The organism is Thalassoglobus sp. (assembly GCF_048270125.1).
GTDB lineage: Bacteria > Planctomycetota > Planctomycetia > Planctomycetales > Planctomycetaceae > Thalassoglobus.
Window position 1 is genome coordinate 220,978 of sequence record NZ_JBLWTN010000006.1, and the last position, 18,412, is coordinate 239,389.

General features: G+C 48.7%; 14 protein-coding genes. 6 read left to right on the plus strand and 8 right to left on the minus strand.

All coding sequences use genetic code 11. The features are described from left to right. Window positions 1–145: 145 nt before the first annotated feature. The 5 genes from ACN0YR_RS09985 to truD form a co-directional block, all read right to left on the minus strand. Window positions 146–1,513: a hypothetical protein gene (locus ACN0YR_RS09985; protein ID WP_417849068.1), complete on the minus strand. Its 1,368-nt coding sequence runs from the start codon at window positions 1,511–1,513 to the stop codon at window positions 146–148. A 156-nt stretch (window positions 1,514–1,669) separates the two neighbouring features. Beyond that, entirely contained in the window at window positions 1,670–1,849 is a 180-nt protein-coding gene (locus ACN0YR_RS09990) for a hypothetical protein (RefSeq protein ID WP_417849069.1), read from the minus strand. 496 nt (window positions 1,850–2,345) lie between these two features. Continuing rightward, window positions 2,346–3,332: a prenyltransferase/squalene oxidase repeat-containing protein gene (locus ACN0YR_RS09995; protein WP_417849070.1), complete on the minus strand. Its 987-nt coding sequence runs from the start codon at window positions 3,330–3,332 to the stop codon at window positions 2,346–2,348. Window positions 3,333–3,629: 297 nt separating this feature from the next. After that, the gene (locus ACN0YR_RS10000; RefSeq protein WP_417849071.1) at window positions 3,630–5,468 is read right to left on the minus strand and encodes a C45 family autoproteolytic acyltransferase/hydolase; all 1,839 of its coding nucleotides are present in this window, start codon (window positions 5,466–5,468) and stop codon (window positions 3,630–3,632) included. 309 nt (window positions 5,469–5,777) lie between these two features. Beyond that, on the minus strand, window positions 5,778–6,860 hold the full coding sequence (truD, locus tag ACN0YR_RS10005) for a tRNA pseudouridine(13) synthase TruD (RefSeq protein WP_417849072.1): 1,083 nt from the start codon (window positions 6,858–6,860) through the stop codon (window positions 5,778–5,780). Between the two features lie 500 nt (window positions 6,861–7,360). On the opposite strand from truD, the gene ACN0YR_RS10010 reads away from it, so the two are divergent. Further along, on the plus strand, window positions 7,361–8,542 hold the full coding sequence (locus ACN0YR_RS10010; RefSeq protein WP_417849073.1) for a hypothetical protein: 1,182 nt from the start codon (window positions 7,361–7,363) through the stop codon (window positions 8,540–8,542). A 150-nt stretch (window positions 8,543–8,692) separates the two neighbouring features. Here ACN0YR_RS10010 and ACN0YR_RS10015 read toward each other — a convergent pair whose 3' ends face one another. The 3 genes from ACN0YR_RS10015 to ACN0YR_RS10025 form a co-directional block, all read right to left on the minus strand. Next, on the minus strand, window positions 8,693–9,520 hold the full coding sequence (locus ACN0YR_RS10015; RefSeq protein ID WP_417849074.1) for a PDZ domain-containing protein: 828 nt from the start codon (window positions 9,518–9,520) through the stop codon (window positions 8,693–8,695). Between the two features lie 323 nt (window positions 9,521–9,843). Continuing rightward, window positions 9,844–10,590, minus strand: coding sequence for a hypothetical protein (locus tag ACN0YR_RS10020; protein ID WP_417849075.1), 747 nt, complete (start codon window positions 10,588–10,590; stop codon window positions 9,844–9,846). Further along, window positions 10,587–11,144 carry an RNA polymerase sigma factor gene (locus ACN0YR_RS10025; RefSeq protein ID WP_417849076.1) on the minus strand — a complete coding sequence of 186 codons (558 nt, stop codon included), beginning with the start codon at window positions 11,142–11,144 and terminating at the stop codon, window positions 10,587–10,589. Before ACN0YR_RS10025 ends, ACN0YR_RS10020 begins: the two co-directional genes overlap by 4 nt. 473 nt (window positions 11,145–11,617) lie before the next feature. On the opposite strand from ACN0YR_RS10025, the gene ACN0YR_RS10030 reads away from it, so the two are divergent. The 5 genes from ACN0YR_RS10030 (at window position 11,618) to ACN0YR_RS10050 (ending at window position 18,196) form a co-directional block, all read left to right on the plus strand. Then, on the plus strand, window positions 11,618–13,180 hold the full coding sequence (locus ACN0YR_RS10030; RefSeq protein ID WP_417849077.1) for a type II and III secretion system protein family protein: 1,563 nt from the start codon (window positions 11,618–11,620) through the stop codon (window positions 13,178–13,180). 101 nt (window positions 13,181–13,281) lie between these two features. Then, entirely contained in the window at window positions 13,282–13,860 is a 579-nt protein-coding gene (locus ACN0YR_RS10035; protein ID WP_417849078.1) for a hypothetical protein, read from the plus strand. Window positions 13,861–13,985: 125 nt separating this feature from the next. Beyond that, window positions 13,986–14,720: a tetratricopeptide repeat protein gene (locus tag ACN0YR_RS10040; RefSeq protein WP_417849079.1), complete on the plus strand. Its 735-nt coding sequence runs from the start codon at window positions 13,986–13,988 to the stop codon at window positions 14,718–14,720. Between the two features lie 801 nt (window positions 14,721–15,521). Further along, a complete protein-coding gene (gene nadA / locus ACN0YR_RS10045; protein ID WP_417849080.1) occupies window positions 15,522–16,526 on the plus strand; it encodes a quinolinate synthase NadA in 1,005 nt (334 codons plus the stop codon). A 386-nt stretch (window positions 16,527–16,912) separates the two neighbouring features. After that, window positions 16,913–18,196 (plus strand): citrate synthase, encoded by a 1,284-nt coding sequence (locus ACN0YR_RS10050; RefSeq protein ID WP_417849081.1) that lies wholly within the window; start codon window positions 16,913–16,915, stop codon window positions 18,194–18,196. Window positions 18,197–18,412 lie beyond the last annotated feature (216 nt).

An 18,412-nucleotide genomic window follows, 5' to 3' on the forward strand; every position in this document is an offset into this window, starting at 1 on the left:
AGCTGGCCTCAAAACTTACTGTTCACTTCTCTGATACAGAGAAAGGTCGCAATTCCATAGGTTTTGAGACTGCTTGTAGACTTCTTACGAACGACACAACGCATTTGCACAGCCCATTGGTGAATCAGACTCCTGAGGAGTACGGTCAATCCTGAAGCAATTCTTTCATTGCATCCATGAGCACTTTTTCAACACCAGGAGCGACACGGGAAGCTCTAGCGCTCGCTTCGTAGCCTCCTTGAGTATAGGCAATTTCGGTTCCGATATACCCCGGAGCGTACTCACCATAGGCAGCCATGGCGACAAATTCGTCTGGAGCCATCTTTTGCGAAGCGAGTTGATACTCAACGAAGAGCTCTCCCGGCATGTGCAAAACATTGATTTCACCAATATTTAAACAGCTGATTTGAATCGGATCTTTTTCCTGACACCGTTTGAGCCAGATGAGATTTTTGGCAGCGGTGTAACGTTCTGCTGGTTTCGCCTCTGCGTTCTTGTAAGTTTTGACCAGTTCTTCTTCATTAAGATGCTCGGCGACGGGCAACAAGACGTTGGTTGTTTTCCAGCGAATGTCGGCAGTCGTGACTAGTTGCTTTGTTGTAGATTCCCACGCCTTCTTCATTCCCTCAGCCACGCGGTCTGCAAGAACCTGACGATTTTCTTTCGAGCCATCGTTCCATTTTCCTGCTCCGATATTTCCGCCGGCACCGTTAAAGTGAATGTGTGGAATTTTCAAACTTTTCTCGCGTGAGTTTCTAGCCATGCCTGGGAAGTCTGGATTGGCCAAACCGGTTCGGTAGTAGCTTTGCGGATGGGTCGCATAATAAGTGAGTACAGCGACTGGTGTCTCTCCATTCCAGAAGCTGACCGATTTCAAAACGGGATCGATGATACCCGCTGGAAAGGCACGAATTTTAGGATCTCGTGTGGCAGTGAATCGCGTGTACTTCACCTTCCCATCTTCACCAAGAATCCGACGGTTAGAGGCAACCTTCTCAACAACTCCAGCACCTTGACCAACATGAGTGATCGGGACCGCATTCTTGATCGCCTCTTCAATTGCTTTGGAAGCTGCAACCACAACACTTCGAGCGTGGCGTGCATCAAAGCCGGAATTTTCAAGTCCTTCATCTGCGAGTAATTCGTCAGCAGAGAAATCACAACGAGGAGCATCGTGCTGGTGGAGCGAATGAACCACAACACGCGAAACGTCTGTCTTCGCAGCTTTGGCTAGAGATTCTCTGAAAACAGTTTGACCGCCGTTGGAAATTCCAATCCAGTCGACGGCACAGAGAACAATCGGTTTCTGGTCGCTAAGAATGACGACACCGCGACAACTCAATGGTGACTGAACTCCGATCGTGGAATCGTAAGCTAACGGGCTGCCAACGGGAGTCGAAGCATCGACGTTGAAGCTTGCAACGCGAACGGAATCCGCAGCTTGAACCAGTGAACACGAGATCACGAAAAGTGAGAACGCGCAGAAAGCCCTTGGTAACAACTTGCCTGCCATGAACAACCTTCCCGGAGTCTTAAACTTGTTTATAAAATCCACATTGAATGTAGATTCAGTTTAAACAAGAGTTGCCCGGGAATGTAGGCAAGAACAGCTTGAGCGAGAGAATGCTCGGCGGCAACACGCCTGGGTGTACCTCGCCACGACAGAATTTCAGACTGTCGTTGGACAACGTGATTCTTGAAAGAGTTCATCCTCGAGAATGTGACAGGCTGCTTTCAGCAATTCTCGGCGCAGGTGTACAGATTTCGACGAGTCCGCTTGCAGCGCAAGTTTGTCGACGCAATTCGTACGTCGATCTGCGGTGATGTCTTCCTGCTTTGTATCCGACACTTAAGCTCCTCCATGAGTTCTCGAAGTATCGATATCGACTCAGAAGAATGTCAGCGATGCAGAGACCGAGCGGAATCAGCAATCGCTTTGACGAATCGGACACGCGAGGCGGAAGTGTCGCTGTAATCGTTAAAGTTTCACATGCAGCGTCATTTGTTTGAGATCGTAAAGAAGTCGTGTTTTGTCGTACTCATTCTCATTCGATAACGGAGGTTCAGATCTTCCGATGATCCCCCAGAGGCTGAAGGACCAGTCGGCCACAGTCTTCAGCCGCAAAAATGCTTAGGAACAAGCTGAGGATGCCACGTTTTGCTGCGTTAAACGGATACCGAAACCTGCACCTGATCTCTCAATCACTGAGAACGTGGTCATTCCATGAGTTTCAGGAATGGCTCAAGAGCATCTTTCGAATTGGTTTGCAGGTTCTGCCTCGTGGCGAACAGCCTTTTTACCAGAGAAATGCGTCCTTCACGGGCAAACGGTAGAGCAAACTGCTCTAGTTTTGGGTTTCCAACAGACCAATCACAGCCCAGGCTGTTCCCCAATAGATTGCGGTCGGGGTCACCTGTTTTTGATGTTTTGCTTTGGTACTTCGAACAAGCCATGAGCCGTCTTCGGTTTGTGTTTCCACCAAAAACTGGACAGCCCTGTTGACCACCTCGACCTGTTGAGTTGTCTCAACACGTCCCAGTGCATAAATCGCAATTCCGGTCCCGAATGCATCGCTCTCTTCATCGATTAACCAGCCCCAGCCCCCATCTTCATTTTGAAAGCTAACGAGCTTCTCCGTCAGTTCACGAACCCTCGCGGGATCGTTTCTCTGCTTGGAGAGAAGAAGTTGAGCTGCCCACCACTCAGTACTTTTCCCGTCTTTTAAAATGTTGTGCGTGATTTTCTCGACGGGAACCTTGAGGTCCGATTCCTTCCCCTGTTGCATCAAAGCAAGTGCCGTCCAGGTTGTGGTGGCATCTGTCGTTTCCTCTTTCGACCGTTTTTGAAACGGAAGTTGCCCGCACGGTTTCCACGTTCCATTTTCGTTCTGGGACACAATTAGATAATCAGCAAATTTTTGCTGCCAATTGGAATCGGGAACATGTTCACTTTTTCCCAGAGCGAGGAGAAGATGAGTCATCGTGTCGATATTGGCCTCTGCCTGGTCCGATTCGGTGCGGTCGAGTCGATTCTTGGGGTTGTCGAAGTTCTCAATTTGAGTTGACCAAACTTTGAGCTTTGCGAGTCGATCTTTATCGACTTCAAATCCGTGAGAAGCAGCAGCGTCGAGGCTCCAGACCATGTACGGCACTTGATGACACGAAATACAACCTCGTTGATCAATCCAAGCCTGGCCTTCCTTCCAAAGGAAAGGAAGACTCCGAGTGATTGCGTCTCTCGCTTGAGTATTGAGAGTGTCTTCCCCGCTGTTGGCCTCCGAGACGAATGCGAACAGACTGAGCCCCACTAAGAAAAGCTTTCTCAAGGTCATGACCGAATCCCCAACGAATACATTTTCAATGCGTGCCGTCCTTGTGAGGGGCACACTTGCATCACCTTACAGGCTGGACGCGACGAGGCAGAACGAAAAGACCAATGTTAAATTTGCTCAAGAAGGAAAATTGTAGTTTCAGCAGTCTCACTGGACGCTCTGATTCAACTCAGCTTGGTGTCATTAAATTATGATACCACGAACACAACGTAACCGTAGTGCAATCTCTCTTTTCACTTCCGCTGTCTTCTGAAATCTAGCGCGGAAGTGAAACGAATTTTCAAAATTTTGCTGAGGTCAATCCTTATTCGAAACGGCTCGCTGTTGAACGCTTGATTGTAAGAGTTCCTTGAGATTCAGCTTCACATAGGGGCGTTCGGCGGCGGGATGTTTATGATCTGCGTTGGCGACATAGAGAATTCCATCCTCGGGGACGAAGAGTGCGTTGTGTAAATTTGACTTCATCGCAACCGGCCGACTCATCAGCCAGATGGCAGTTTCTGCATCGATTTTGCCATGTTTTTCCAAAACCCGTTCGCGAAGTTTTTCGAGTCGGCTCCCTGCGGAGAGAACGACGGAATCCTTGATCCCTTCGCCCAGACGTTCATGCCCTTGCCCCGGTTGAATGAACTCGATCGCTTCAGGAGTCGCAGCGACGCCAACCGCTTCGTTCGTTTTCCCGTCTGCAAAAACGTAATAGTATTCACATGTTCTGGGACTTGTTTCCCATAGCGTCATGACCTCTTGAAGTGTTGAACATTCTTCGAGTGCGCGACGCATCAGGGTTGCCATCGGGACGCCATCCCATTGCCCTTCTCCTCGACCACCCATTTCACCAAGCGAGATCGACTTTGTATTCATGCCTGTGACACTACCGATGAATCCCGCATACCCGACATTAGCAAACGGAATTTTTCCGTCCACGGAAACAATAAAAGTCGTCGCAGCATCCTGAAGTCCAATGGTGGTCATATAGTCGAGGACACGTCCGTGATACAGTTTTCCATCAGCTGTCGCGCTGCCGAAGACAGCAAATCCGGAACAGTGAAACAATTCAGGAAAGACGTTGATCGTTTGAGCGAGGTGCTCGTCGATTTCCAAAGCGGTTGCGAGAGCCTTCGTCTCCTGCTTGTGACGTCCTGGAATATGAGGAGCCAAACGCTTGTACGCATTGTTGAGATCGTGGTGAAACCAGGTTCCGGTGCGAATCGTATTAACCGTTCCGAACGTATAGAGAACAGAGTCAATCGTCTTCAAAGCCTCTTCTTTCAGAAGTTGACCATGTGCCAGGCCAACTTGTTCTGGAGTTCCGGAGAGAATGCAAACTCTCTGCCCTTCAACCCAGCGAAGTTCCCCGTTCTCAACTTTCCGCGAATTGTGCGGTGGTTTGATGAGGCGACTTGCTGGAGCAAGAATTTCGGTTGCACGCCGGACACCACGGACAAGTTGTCTTTCGATCTCGTCGCGAGGAAGTTCAGTGATTTTGAAATCCTTGGGAACTGACCACACCAACGAGTTTTTGTCAAACTCGTGAGTCAGCTTCACATCGATCTCAATCTCCTGACTACTGAGCTTGCAGTGTTTGCCTTCTTCCGAAAAACCAGCTGTGACTTTATCACCGAATCTCCAAAGATTGGCCTCTGTATCAAGTTCGGGCTTCAGTAATAATCCGATCAGAGACGCGAAGGCTTCCGGATTGGCATTCAGGACAAGAGTGACATACTTCGAAGCAGTCGAATCGCTTGAAACCAGCCGGCCAGAAATCCCCTTCGCAGCAAGATGGTCTTCCTGAGGTGATTCTCCAGTACCGACAAAAGCAACTTTGTGGTGCGGAAGAGCAAAAGTGGTTTGATCTTGAACTCGCTGGAGTACAAAAGAATAGTCTTTGTGAGTCCCCTCGAATTCATAGTCGCCGTTGGCCAACTTTCGCAGACGAAGAACAACCTTCTGCTGCTCGCCATCAATCGGAAGGTTCGCATCGACTGACAACTCAAACTCATCCGCTCCACCAGAGAGGAGACTCGCAAACGGAGTCAATTCTCGCTGCAAGAGCTGAACAGGCTTTTCCGCAGCGAGTGCCGAGAAACTCCCGCACATTAAGAAGGTGAAAGTTAAAACAGTGTGAAATTGTGTCATTTTCAAAACCTGTTGAATTCCGCCGTGTCAGTAAGATATCAGGAATGTTTTCGAGTACCTTCAATACTTGTCAGGCCTGTGAAGTCGCAATTGAAATGAAGCGGTACACAGTGGCTACGGGTCAAGTCTTCAATCCCTGACAGACAAGTGAACACCCTGAATGCCGGGTGGAATGTTGTGACTCGAAAAATTGCTTTCAGTCTCTCAATCCCGGAGAAAAAAGTTCATCGCCTCATTCGCCGGTCAGGCTCTAATACTACCGTAGAGAGCCAAAAGTTTCATGAGTTTCAGAAAAAAGAGCGGCTGTGCTTATCGGGAATCAGCAGCTGCGGCTGCAGCTGACTTCAGGAATTCTTCCATCACGATTGTTGCGTAAGCCCCAGTCGGGAGTTCAAATTGAAACTGCAATCCGTCGTCAACCTCTTCGACATTCAGTTCATCAAGCCAGAGGAGGCAAGGACGGCGTGCTCCCGGTGTCAGCTTTTTGAATTTGCCAAAGACTTCCGGTGACAACTCAAATTGATCGAGTATTGCGAATTCCCAACCGTAGACGTCTCCTGCCGGTTCTTTCATCTTCGGACCAAAGAGCGGTCCTGTGGTGACAATCTCTCTCGCCTCGAATCGACGTTGATCCGTCCGTGGATCATCCGAAACGAATGGCCCTCCCGAAGCGACGACTTGCAAGACATCTCCAAGTTGCACTTTATGCGAAAGGCCAAGCTTGGTTCGTTCAGACAAGAGCCTGTTAAACAACGCCGACTGAACGGCGGAGAGCGCAAGCCGTGTAAGAAATTTTCTGCGTTGATAGGGAATTTTCTGAGGATCGAGTTCTCCACTGAGAAGCTTCTGCCCTGTTTGCAATGTTTCTCCATCGATTCCGAATCGTTGTGTCCCAAAGTAGTTCGGGAGACCACGACTCAGGATCACTTGGCGAATTGATTCAGCATCCGCCTTTGCTTCCGGGGAAACTTCTCGAACGATTAAAGTAAAACGATTTCCACGCAGATGCCCTGTCTTCAGCTTGTTTGTGTGTCGATTTGAATCGAGCACACGAATCTGATCCGAGTCAACCTTTGAGAGATTCGCTTCTGCACTGCCTGGGACTGAGACCCATTGCCGAGTGATCGCCCGACGATCTTTCATGCCTGCGACGCCGACGTCATTCCGGTGAATCTGGAGAGTCTTGGCGAGATGCTGAAGCAGGAACTCGGCAGAAATATCTTCCTTTTCGATCCACAGGTAAAGGTGTTCTCCTTCGCCAGACGGTGTGTAGATCGGAATCTCTTCAACTCGAAAGTCTGCGGGCTCGCTCTTGAGAGTTCCGCCAATTTTCATGTTTCGATCGGTGAAATACTCGTGTGGAGTTTTCAAAAGTTCTGTCAGTTCGGGCATGACCTACACGTTTTCATTTCGAGCATTGTCGCTTCAATCAACGATGGCTCTATGATGCTCTCTATTATATTGTGACCGATGTGACCGAATGACACTGCCGCTTCAACAATTTGGAGACAGAATCACCAGTGGCCTTAATGAATTGAGCCAATCGATTCCCTGCATTCTGTCTGCGTTGCGAGAGTCTAAGAATTTGAGGGCATCAAGAACAGGAGGAAACGAAGAGAACAGAGAATTCTGTTTGTGGATGATTGGTAGATGAAAAGTGAATCAACAGCTGCGGCATGTGAATGAATTGCTGCGGGCTGATCTGCAAATCAGGTGTTGCATCCTGTTTTCGGTTTCATCAATATCTGCTGAATAATTGAGAATTCTATGATCCTTCATATGACAACACTCGTTGCCCAAGAGCCGTTTTAAAAAGATGTACGTGCCTGCCTCGGAGCGAGCAGTCTATGAAGTCATGAAAGTGACCTTCACGTGCATGGCAAGCAATAATAATGCTCCAGCAACGAGGCATTTCATTCATCAACTACTCTATTATCAATCACGGTGAACTCCCAATGACTGAGCCGCCTCCAATCCCAGGTCAGGTAATACATGAAGGCCAAGGGCGGATTTTTCCCTGCGAAGAATGTGGCGCGGACCTGAAGTTTCACATTGGAGATCAAAAACTGAAATGCCCCTATTGTGGAGCCGTGAAGGAGATTGAACTCAAGGATGATGCTGAAATCCGTGAGCAGAACTTTAATGAAATGCTCGAAGTTCTCCAAAAACGCAGAGAAAGTCAGGAAGAGGTACCAGCAGAGCACAATGAAGTTCGTTGTGAATCTTGCGGATCGAACGTCTTATTTCAAGGAACGCTGACATCAACCGAGTGCCCTTATTGCGGGTCTCCACTACAGAGAGAAAAAATCCACCGGGGCGGGTTTCGAATCCCGGTGGATGCGGTGCTTCCATTCAAAGTCGACTCCAGAAAAGTCGAAGTCAAGATTGTAGAATGGGTGAAGTCTCGGTGGTTTGCTCCGAATGATTTTAAGAAGCGTGGAGCTGAGGGCCGGGTCAACGGAGCGTATCTTCCATTTTGGACTTTTGACACTCTGACATTTACAGCTTACACCGGCGAACGTGGAGAAAACTACACTGAGACAGTCGGAATCGGCGACAAGAAACGGACAGTCACCAAAACTCGCTGGTACTCCGCAGATGGGAAATTTCAACGATTTTTTGACGACGTGCTGATCAATGGATCTCGATCAATGGTCGACACGCATATCGACGAATTAAGCCCATGGCCGCTTCAAGACTGTTTGCCATTCACACCAGAAGTGTTGGCGGGGCATTTTGCCAGGACTTACGACATCGAACTTGCAGAGGCATTCCCAATTGCGAAGAAAATTATCGACAGTGCAATTTACTCTGACTGCAAAAATCGAATCGGGGGTGATGAACAACGTGTTCACTCTGTGAAAAGCCGATACGATGCGATCACATTCAAACATGTGCTGCTACCGGTTTACACAATGGTCTATCGTTACAAAGAAAAGAGTTATGGTGTCATGGTGAACGCCGCAACTGGAGCCGTTCATGGTTCCCGACCATACAGTTGGGTGAAGATTACCCTCACCCTGCTTTCGGTCATAGCACTCGGTTTGACGTTTGCAGCCATCGCAAATTCATAGAACACTCTCAAACGTTTTGGGTGCCGGTGCAGAGTGATCTGATGAGATCGAAGACTGCTCGCCTCCAGACAGAATGGAATGAGGATTCCCGTAGAAATTTGAGCCGAACACTTGCTGTATCTGACTAAGATTCAATAGATCAAGTTGAGTCTATTTCTTTTTCAACTCAGCCTGAAGTGCCTCCAGTTTTTTGAGCATCAACTTCTGATGAGCTTTAAATTCTTCACGAAGTTTGTGGATGTCGGACTGCAGCGCGTGGTTTTGAGGTTTTGCCGGCATCCAAAGAATCCCAGGATGATTTGGAGGAGTGAGTAACGGATGTTGAAAACTTTCCAGTGGAAGACTCAAAGGTTCCTGTAGAAAGAGCATGCGGAAATCGTCATTCATTTGGTCCCATGCTTTCGGCGTGACGGTGATGTCAAGCAGTTCCTGCTTTCGGCGAATCGACAATGTGATCTGTTTATCTTTGTTCTTCCGAACTTCAGTCTTAAAATCAGTTGGAGAGGAGATCGGTTCTCCGTTGAGTTTGAGCAGGAGGTCAAACTTCTGAATCCCCGCCTCGTTGGCAGGGCTTTTTTCAAGAACTTTAGAAATCAACAATCCTTCATTTTCAGCGATCCCAATCAAACCGTGATAGCCTTCAGGGATGGATTCGAGCGTCACTCCAATGAAAAACTGGTTCTCAAGAATCTCCTGCGATTCTTCTGGCGTTTTGGAGTTTGGAAGACCATGAGGGATTGTGACGGGATTCCCCATTGGAATTCTGTGCTCTTTACCGTCGGGGCCGATGAGAATAATTTCTTTTCGCATGATGGTCTTCTGCTGACCATCAGTTTCTTGTCCTGATTGCACACCTGATGGCTTCGACTTTGCTGAAGGCTGACCATCCTGAGCCATGCTTTGACTGGCGAAGAGCGACAAAGCAACGATCAACGCCAAACTTCCAGTTAATGACAGCCATGTTGACGCCTTGATCATGCTCTTCTCCGATATAGTTTTGATCTTGAACGGGTGCTAAAGATTCGACTGCAACATGTTCCACAGTGGTCTCGAATGAAACTATTGATTGGAACGAGTCGGCAAAAATATGGTTCGTACTGATCTGGTTGTGCCATAAACGCAGTAGATCGCAGTCATAAAATTTCTCTGTAAAATCTTACGCGACCAATCGACCGAATTTAGAACCAGTCCGAAAACCTCTGGAATAGCCGCTTTTCTCAACGTTTGAGAGAGCAATTTCAAGTTTCAGGATCAGTTCTAGAGTATTCCAGCGAGTTTCGATGTGAAACGACTGAAACCGATCAGTGGACAGAATGACGGATCAGAATTGTTTCTGCCGGGACAACAACCTCCTGACCGTTTCCGACAGGGACACTCCGAGAACCTTGACTCCTTTCGATTGTATAACCTTTCTGACGAAGTTCTTGCAAAAATTTTCGTTGATGCGTCCAATCTGAATTGGAGCCATCGATATCCGAAAATCTGTAATCGGAAGAAACGGCCGCCTGAGCGACCGGTCTGTTTTGGTTCGGCTCATTCTGATATGGCCCGAGATGATTCGGATTGTTTTGAGCAAGCTGGTCCACTCGATGACGTCCTGAGTCTCTCGTCGCTGGCTCAATTCTCGTTGGGGCATTTTCAATCACGGGAGAGTTCGCTTCCGAGAATGGTGGAACAGAGCGCTGATCTACGATTGAATTCGCATTAGGAATTGAACCGAAATGCCTTGCTCCAAACCCGAGGAACGCTCCTATTGTCACTGCAGCAGCCAGTGAGAAGAGAGGACGGAAATTGTGTCGCTTTCTCGACTCCGAAGCCTCGGTCGAGGAGGACTGAGTATCGTAAACGGCAACGGGTTCATTCTCTTCAGTGGAGAAGTAGGAAGCCAGGATCTGATTCTCAACAAACCCTAGAGACAGCTTTCTCCATACGTCGTCATCCGCATGCTCGTCGAGAGAACGCAGGAAGTTGACCTGCGCCTTTTCATCGAGTTCACCGTCGACACAGCGTTGAATCTGTAATTCGAAATCGATCTCATTCTCACTCATCGTTCATCCTCGGAATCCAGCTGTTTCAAGAGTCTCTGCAATTGTCGCTTCGCTTTCAGAAGTCGATGCTCGATCGTGTTGGTACTCACCCCTAAGCGATCTGCAAGTTGTTTGTACGTCCACTTCTCTGCATGTTTCAGTATTAAGATTTCCCGATCCGATTCACTGAGTTGCTCCATGACTTTGCGAATCGATTCGCTACGTTCGGTTCGGAGAATCAGAGCCATCGGATCCGTACCAGATTGCTCATTCGGGAGAACACGTTCTTGTTGACCACGAATCAGTTTTCTGTATCTGCCTGCCTTTCTCCGAAACTGAAGAACCTGTCGAATCGCCACTTGATAGAGCCACGCTTCGGCTTTAGCAGGATCAGTTGGACGTAAGTCCGCTTTGGCAACTGCCAGACCGACTTCCTGGAAGACATCATCAACTTCATCTGCGTTTTCAAGCCGGTTCCGTAGAATCTTCCGTAACCAACTCTCGTTCTCGCTCAAGGTTTGAACCCAGAACGAATCGTCCGTCAGTTCTAGTTGATTCTTTGATGTCGACGTCATGAGCTCGCACGCACCGTATTACTGTTGCCGGTCATCCGCATGACCGGAAAAGTTCTCACTCGAAATTAAGATTTTTGCGAAATTCATTTTTAACGCATTTCATCCCCCAGCGGCAGTATCTGCCATTGAGAGTGACCTTTTCGACTCCATGATGGCAAATAGGCCCAATCGAGAATCTCCACGGCAAAATGTGCCGGTATCGTCGAACGCTACCTTAAGAATTCTCGCCAGAACAGAATCACAAACAACGCCACAAGACCTTACAGGCAAATGGCTTACAACGAACGCCGAATCTGCATGTTAAACTGAAACGGTTAGCAGTAACGATTCTGCGGGAAAAACGACCTTGCGTTCACTCAATGTAAGGTTCTCTCGCGTCAAGTGACGATCATAAACGTGGCGAAGTGCAGGAGCACGTACTTTGTCACATTAGATTCTATTCGTGCCAAGCAGACCCAGTTGATGGAACGATCATGGCATTATCAAAACTCTCATTAATCCCGCGAAAACTTGCCCTATTGGCCATCCTGGCAAGTCCTTTCATGAATTTGGTTCAGGTCGAAGCACAGGAACCAAAGCAAAAGGTGTCGGGTCTCGTAGAAGAGATCGTGACAGCTGAGGTCGAGCTTGAGGTAAGCATGCGGCGTTCGAAGATTCTTCGAATGCGGAAGGATGTTTTTCGGGCCGCTGTTGCTGACCCGAGCATCCTTGAATTTGTGGCCTTCGGCTCGAAAGAGATCGAAATTATCGGAAAGCAAACCGGTAGCACGACAGTCACCATGTGGCTCGGAAATGAGCAAGACGCTGAACTCCTCAGCATGCTCGTAACTGTTGTCAAAGATGACGGTGTCGATGCACAACGACGGTTTGAGTACAGCGAATTGCAGGCCATGGTGAATGAAATGTTCCCCAACAGCCGAATTCAGCTCATCCCAATCGCTGACAAAGTCATTCTTCGTGGACAAGCCCGCGACGAAGAAGAGGCTGTCGAAATCACTTCGATCGTCGGTGAGCAAATGGGCAACAACAATTACAATAATGGTGGAAATCTTCTGGGGAACATCACTGCCTCAGAACCGTTTCCCGATGCCTCCACACTACCCCAAGCTCGTTTAATTAACTTGCTTGATATTCCAGGAGCGAAGCAGGTCCTTCTGAAAGTTCGTATTGCAGAACTACAACGTTCTGCAAGTCGTGAACTCGGAGCTGACTTCAAAGGGAACTTTAAAGAGTTTGCGTTCGCCAATGGTTTAACCGGTGCCGGAAACGCCCTTTTGACTGGAACGTTTTCTGAGGGTGGATTTGATGTCGTTCTCAAAGCGTTAGTTGGGAACGGTTCAGCAAAAATTCTTTCAGAACCGAACCTTGTCGTCTTGAGTGGTGAATCTGCAACCTTCCTGTCAGGGGGAGAGTTCGCTGTCCCGACAGTTGTGGGGGTCGGTGGAGCCCAAGCCGCGACCACAAGCTTCCGAGGATTTGGAACGTCGGTCGACTTCTCACCGACCGTACTCGATAAAGATCGTATCCGATTGCGAGTCGCTCCTTCGTTCACCACATTGAATAAGTCAAACTCTGTCAACGGAATTCCTGGTGTCGACAGTCGATCAACCAGCACTGTTGTCGAGATGCGAGAAGGACAAACCTTTGCGATCGCCGGACTTATTCAAGAGCAGCAAGCGAGTGAATCGTCACGGTTGCCGTTCCTCGGTGAAGTGCCCGGCCTGAACGTCCTGACGGAAAGTAAATCAGTTTCACGAGATGAGTCGGAACTCCTGATTCTTGTCTCACCGGAACTTGTCCATCCACTTGAGCCAGATCAGGCTCCACAGATTCTGCCTGGCATGGAAGTGACTGAACCGAACGACCTTGACTTCTTCCTGTTCGGAGATCTCGAAGGCCGAGCAGAAAGCCATCACCGCAGCACTGTCTGGCCTTTGTACAAAAGCCGGATGAAGCGATGCGGGTACTACGAAATGGACAAAAACCACAAGTCCAAGAAGTACTATCTGAATGGATCTCACGGATTCAGCGAATAGTCGAAACTTGTTACGCGACCCACATCTACTCATCCACAAGTTCAAACGACCTGACTCCCCCGACAAAATCTGTCTGGGGCCTAAATAAGGGGGACAATTCCATGTTACGTTTACTTCGCCAAGGAGCATTGTTATCCGCAGTGACCTGCACAGGCTTGCTGGTCGGATGCACACAATGCGAAAAGTGCGCATACATGGGTGACATTACTCCTCATCCACTCGGCACAATTTCGGACCCTGTCTGGCAACAGCAGGAAACGAATGCGGAAGCTTCTGATTTCGTAATTCACGAACATGAGTGGAACGGAAACACAGTTGATCTGAACCTGGCTGGTAAAGATCACGTGAAGCAAATTGCCGCACGACTTGAATCGACACCGTTTCCAGTCTTGATCGAACGAAGCTCAATGAGCGTTGATCCAGACTCACGGTTCAAATACCCCGTCAACAACGATGCTGAACTCGACCTTGCGAGAAGAAAACTCGTAATTTCCGCTCTTCAAGAAATGGGCATCTACGACGCCGAAGAGCGAGTGGTCGTTTCTCCAGCGTTGACTCCCGGCTACACCGGATTCCAGGCACAGGGAGCTTACGCTCGTGGCATGGGAATCCGCAGTGGTGGCGGCGGAGGCTTCGGCGGAGGTGGCGGCGGAGGAGGAGGTGGAGGCGTCGGTTTCTAAGCCAGCGCTTCGAGCCTGATCGAATACGAAAACCCGAAATTCTCGAGCTGTTTTTCAGCTCGAGAATTTCGGCAATGAGACTGAGGGTGAAAACGTTTTCTGTGATTGCTAAGGGAGCAAGGATTATGTCCAAGGATCGGACGACAAGTTTGCTAGCGGCTTCATTGTGTGCCGTCATCGTGCTGGCAAGCGGATGTGCTTCGAGGGGAATTCCTTTGACAGCCTCCGCTAAGAAGACAACGGCCAAAGATCTCGAGATGAAGTACAGTATGGCGCGAGCACATGAGCAGGAAGGAAAGCTCGCTGAAGCGCATCAGATGTACGAGTCAATCTATCAGACCGACCCGGAAAGAGCCGATGTGTGTCACCGGTTAGGAGTCGTCAAAGTCCGGATCGGCGAAACGGCTGAAGGTATTACCTACCTGATGGAAGCCGATGCTCTCTCTCCGAAAAATTCGAAAATCAAGAGCGATTTGGGGTATGCTCATATTCTTCAAGGAGAATTTGACATCGCTGAAGAGTTCTTAAGAGAATCGCTCAACTTGAACCCAGCCGACATGAAGTCAGTCAACAACCTCGCATTGGCGGTTGGACATCAAGGTCGAATGGATGAAAGCTATACAATCTACCGGTCAGTCATGAGCGACGCTGAAGCACATGCGAACATCGGATTTGTCTACTCCGAACAAGGCAATGCCGAAATGGCAATGCGCCACTACGACATCGCATTAGACAAAGACCCATCACTGAAGTCAGCTGCCGAAGCACTTGTTCAGATGAACGAAATTCAAACTCAAGTGATCGCATCACAAAAGAAGGCTAACGAAAGTGGGATTCAACTCACAAACGGAGAGATGTGAGAGAATGACCGCCTCTTCACGATGAACAAAGCGTTTTTCGGAAATGGTATCTGCGATCTGCCTGGTGGAGTTCAGCGTTCTCCCTGAGAGAATCGTTGCTTCACGGGCACTGGAACCACGAAAGTGCTAAGAGCATCTCACTTTCCTGGGCCGTTGTTGGACAAAGTTTCCCGAAACGGAGCCACACCTCTAAAGAGCGTAGCCACTTGAGGTCCGTACCAACCTAAGTTCCCGGTTGGATGGAATCAGGACTCGCATCCGAGCATCTTTCGAATTGGTGTACAGGTTTTGCCTCGTGGCGAAGAGCAGTTTTATTGCTGAAACGCGTTCTACACGGGCACACGGTAGAGCAAACGACTCTAGTCGGACTCAATACTCCGCTCTCATTTTTGACACACGACATTCTCCACGCAGAAATTGTGAAGGAGACCACTTCGCAAGACAAGCTCCTCTGGCGACCCACCGAGGAAGTACGATTAAACGTCGAAGTGAGCTGTGAAATTCCGGCACAAATCTAAATCCAGCCTGAAAACCTCAACGCATTCAGTTTTCTCCATATTTGAGAGAGCTAATTCAGGTTTCAGGATCCGCTTTAATTTTTGCCTCAACTTACTTCCTGATGGCGAAAAGTCTACGAAGGCCCAAAAGTAGCCTTCACGAGGATGACAAGCTCTCAAAGCGGACACTTCTAAAATCTGAAACCGCCGGGAAGACTCAATTCCAGAGAATCTGGAAGACCTGCTTTCATTGCCCCGTGACGAGAAAAATTCCTCCGCTATACTTTGTTATGGAGGAAAACCCATGAGAGAAAATAATTTATTGCCCATCGCTGGCGAAGAGACAGGGATTTACGAAGATCCCCTCGACTTGATGGATGAGATTGATCGGCTCAAAGTCGCAAAAGATGCCACGATTCTCGCCCACTATTATGTTGACGGTGAAGTACAGGATATTGCTGACTTCACCGGGGATTCTCTGCAACTGGCAAGAGATGCGGTCAATGTGACAACATCGACGATCGTCTTTGCTGGTGTTCACTTTATGGCTGAGACCGCCAAAATGCTGAACCCGGAGAAGACCGTCCTGCTACCGGATCTCCAGGCAGGATGTTCCTTGTCTGAAAGCTGTCCTGCGGACAAACTGGCTGCTTATCAGGCAGATCTACGGGCGAAAGGTCATGACATTGTGACTGTCGCCTACATTAACACCTCTGCGGCAGTAAAAAGCTTGTGTGACTGGATTGTCACCAGCGGAAACGCACGTGATGTTGTAGAAAACCGTGTTCCCAAGGACAAAGAAATTCTGTTCGTCCCCGATCAGCACCTCGGACGGTATCTCATGGAAGTGACCGGTCGCGAGATGATTCTGTGGCCCGGATCGTGCATGGTTCACGAAGTCTTTAGTTTGCAGGATTTAATCCGCGCGAAAAAGAATAATCCGGAATCCCTCGTCATCTCGCATCCAGAATGCCCTCAAAATATTCTCGATGTTTCCGATTTTGTGGGTGGTACGGAAAAAATGCGTCAGCATGTCGCATCGATTCAAGAGCCGAAAACATTCCTGGTTGCAACCGAAGCGAACATGATTCACCCGCTGGAAGCCATTGCTCCACAGCATGAATTCATACCCGTCCCCGGGATTATGACTGACACCGGTGAAACCTGTGCCTGTAACCGTTGTCCGCACATGGCTAGGAACACACTTCAAAAAGTGCGTGATTGCCTGAAACGCGGAAAACCCGAAATTCTCTGGCAACCCTACTTCGACAAAGCCAAAGAAGTTGTCTCCAGAAGTTTGCTGCAATAGACCCTTTTCATGCTCTTTCATGCCTGCAAAGATACCGGACGGCAAGTGAAAAGCGACTTTTCCGGTTATTGAGCCTGTTGCGGATTCGAAAATTGCTGACGATTCAATGGGCAAGTTTGAATCGTCAGCAAACATCGATAGAATGCGGGTTGCATTCAAATGTTCCGTTCTGTTTTCGCTGAGCTCAGCAAAAAAATCGGGACTGACTTGAGTGCAGCATTTTGTTTGTCATCATGCAATCCTGCCGAAGAATCGACACCTACGAAATGTCCTGTCGGACTTGAAGTGACACGTGACTCGATGTGTTGTGCAGGCTCGTTGGCCGACTCATCACACGTTGCGGGTCGTCATTTCAGCTAAAAATGAACCAGTAGTAAGAAACAATTATGCCTGAGACTCTGACAGTTACCGACAATCGCACTGGGAAGACTTTTGAGATTCCTGTCACGAATGACACGATTCGAGCACTCGATCTTCGGCAAATTAAGGTCAAGGACGATGATTTCGGGATGATGACGTATGATCCGGGCTATACGAACACATCATCGTGCATAAGTAGAGTGACCTATATCGATGGCGAAAAGGGAATTCTGGAGTACCGAGGATATCCCATTGAACAGCTTGCTGAGAAAAGTTCGTTCATGGAAGTCGCCTACCTGCTCTTAAATGGTGAGCTCCCCAAAAAAGCCGAACTTTCCGGTTGGGAAGAAGAGATCCATCACCACACGGTCGTTCACGAGAATATCAAACGACAGATGGAATCGTTCCGCTACGATGCCCATCCGATGGGAATGATTATCAGCACAGTCGCTGCGCTCTCTACATTTTACCCAGAAGCGAAAAACGTTCGCTGTGCAGAAAATCGCAGACTGCAGATCAAACGACTGATTGCGAAAGTGCCGACGATTGCAGCCTTCACATTTCGGCATAGCCAAGGGCATCCGTATGTGTACCCGAACAACAAGCTCAGCTACACCGAAAACTTCCTGACGATGATGTTCCGGATGGTTGGAAATGATTACGAGCCAAATCCAGCGATCGTGAAAGCGCTCGACGTTTTATTCACATTACATGCGGATCATGAGCAAAACTGCTCCGCGAGTGTGATGCGAGCGATTGGGTCATCGGAAGCCGATCCTTACTCTGCATGGGCAGGAGCTGCAGCAGCCCTGTACGGTCCACTTCATGGAGGAGCGAATGAAGCGGTACTACGAATGCTGAGCGAGATCGGCGACGTGAGCAAAGTCCCGGAGTACATGAAAAAGTGTAAGAACGGGGAGTTGCGTTTGATGGGCTTCGGCCATCGCGTTTACAAAAACTACGATCCTCGGGCGCGCATTATCAAGAAATGTGCTGATGACGTGTTCGAAGTGACAGGGCGAAACCCACTACTGGATGTGGCCTTGGAGCTCGAACGGATTGCTCTTGAAGACGAATACTTCGTCAAACGAAAACTCTACCCCAATGTCGATTTCTACTCAGGCTTAATTTACCAGGCAATCGGCTTGCCGGTTACGATGTTCCCAGTCCTGTTTGCCATCCCGCGAACCATCGGCTGGCTTGCTCAATGGGCGGAATCACTCGAAGACAAAGAACAACGCATCCAACGTCCACGACAGGTGTTCCTGGGCGAACGAGAAAGAGACTACGTTCCGATGGAACAGCGTTAGACTCTCGTGTCCACTGGGCAATGATGAGCTGAGCGATTTTCTCAGTCATTGAGAACTCAAGATCAGAATCCCGAACCAATTCTCAATGAGACACCACTTTGGATCGACAGTTTGCTCGATCCAGTGCCCATGTAAAAGCGAACACGAATTCGAAAATTACTCTCGAAATGTTCAAACTTCAGTTTCGCATCAGGCTTATAGCCAGTTGCGAAACTT

Bases quoted from the DNA above. Each gene is read 5' to 3' on its own strand.
- ACN0YR_RS09985 (WP_417849068.1), bottom strand. From the start codon at position 1,513: ATGGCAGGCAAGTTGTTACCAAGGGCTTTCTGCGCGTTCTCACTTTTC.
- ACN0YR_RS09995 (WP_417849070.1), bottom strand. From the start codon at position 3,332: ATGACCTTGAGAAAGCTTTTCTTAGTGGGGCTCAGTCTGTTCGCATTC.
- ACN0YR_RS10000 (WP_417849071.1), bottom strand. From the start codon at position 5,468: ATGACACAATTTCACACTGTTTTAACTTTCACCTTCTTAATGTGCGGG.
- truD (WP_417849072.1), bottom strand. From the start codon at position 6,860: ATGCCCGAACTGACAGAACTTTTGAAAACTCCACACGAGTATTTCACC.
- ACN0YR_RS10010 (WP_417849073.1), top strand. From the start codon at position 7,361: ATGCTCCAGCAACGAGGCATTTCATTCATCAACTACTCTATTATCAAT.
- ACN0YR_RS10015 (WP_417849074.1), bottom strand. From the start codon at position 9,520: ATGATCAAGGCGTCAACATGGCTGTCATTAACTGGAAGTTTGGCGTTG.
- ACN0YR_RS10020 (WP_417849075.1), bottom strand. From the start codon at position 10,590: ATGAGTGAGAATGAGATCGATTTCGAATTACAGATTCAACGCTGTGTC.
- ACN0YR_RS10025 (WP_417849076.1), bottom strand. From the start codon at position 11,144: ATGACGTCGACATCAAAGAATCAACTAGAACTGACGGACGATTCGTTC.
- ACN0YR_RS10030 (WP_417849077.1), top strand. From the start codon at position 11,618: ATGGCATTATCAAAACTCTCATTAATCCCGCGAAAACTTGCCCTATTG.
- ACN0YR_RS10035 (WP_417849078.1), top strand. From the start codon at position 13,282: ATGTTACGTTTACTTCGCCAAGGAGCATTGTTATCCGCAGTGACCTGC.
- ACN0YR_RS10040 (WP_417849079.1), top strand. From the start codon at position 13,986: ATGTCCAAGGATCGGACGACAAGTTTGCTAGCGGCTTCATTGTGTGCC.
- nadA (WP_417849080.1), top strand. From the start codon at position 15,522: ATGAGAGAAAATAATTTATTGCCCATCGCTGGCGAAGAGACAGGGATT.
- ACN0YR_RS10050 (WP_417849081.1), top strand. From the start codon at position 16,913: ATGCCTGAGACTCTGACAGTTACCGACAATCGCACTGGGAAGACTTTT.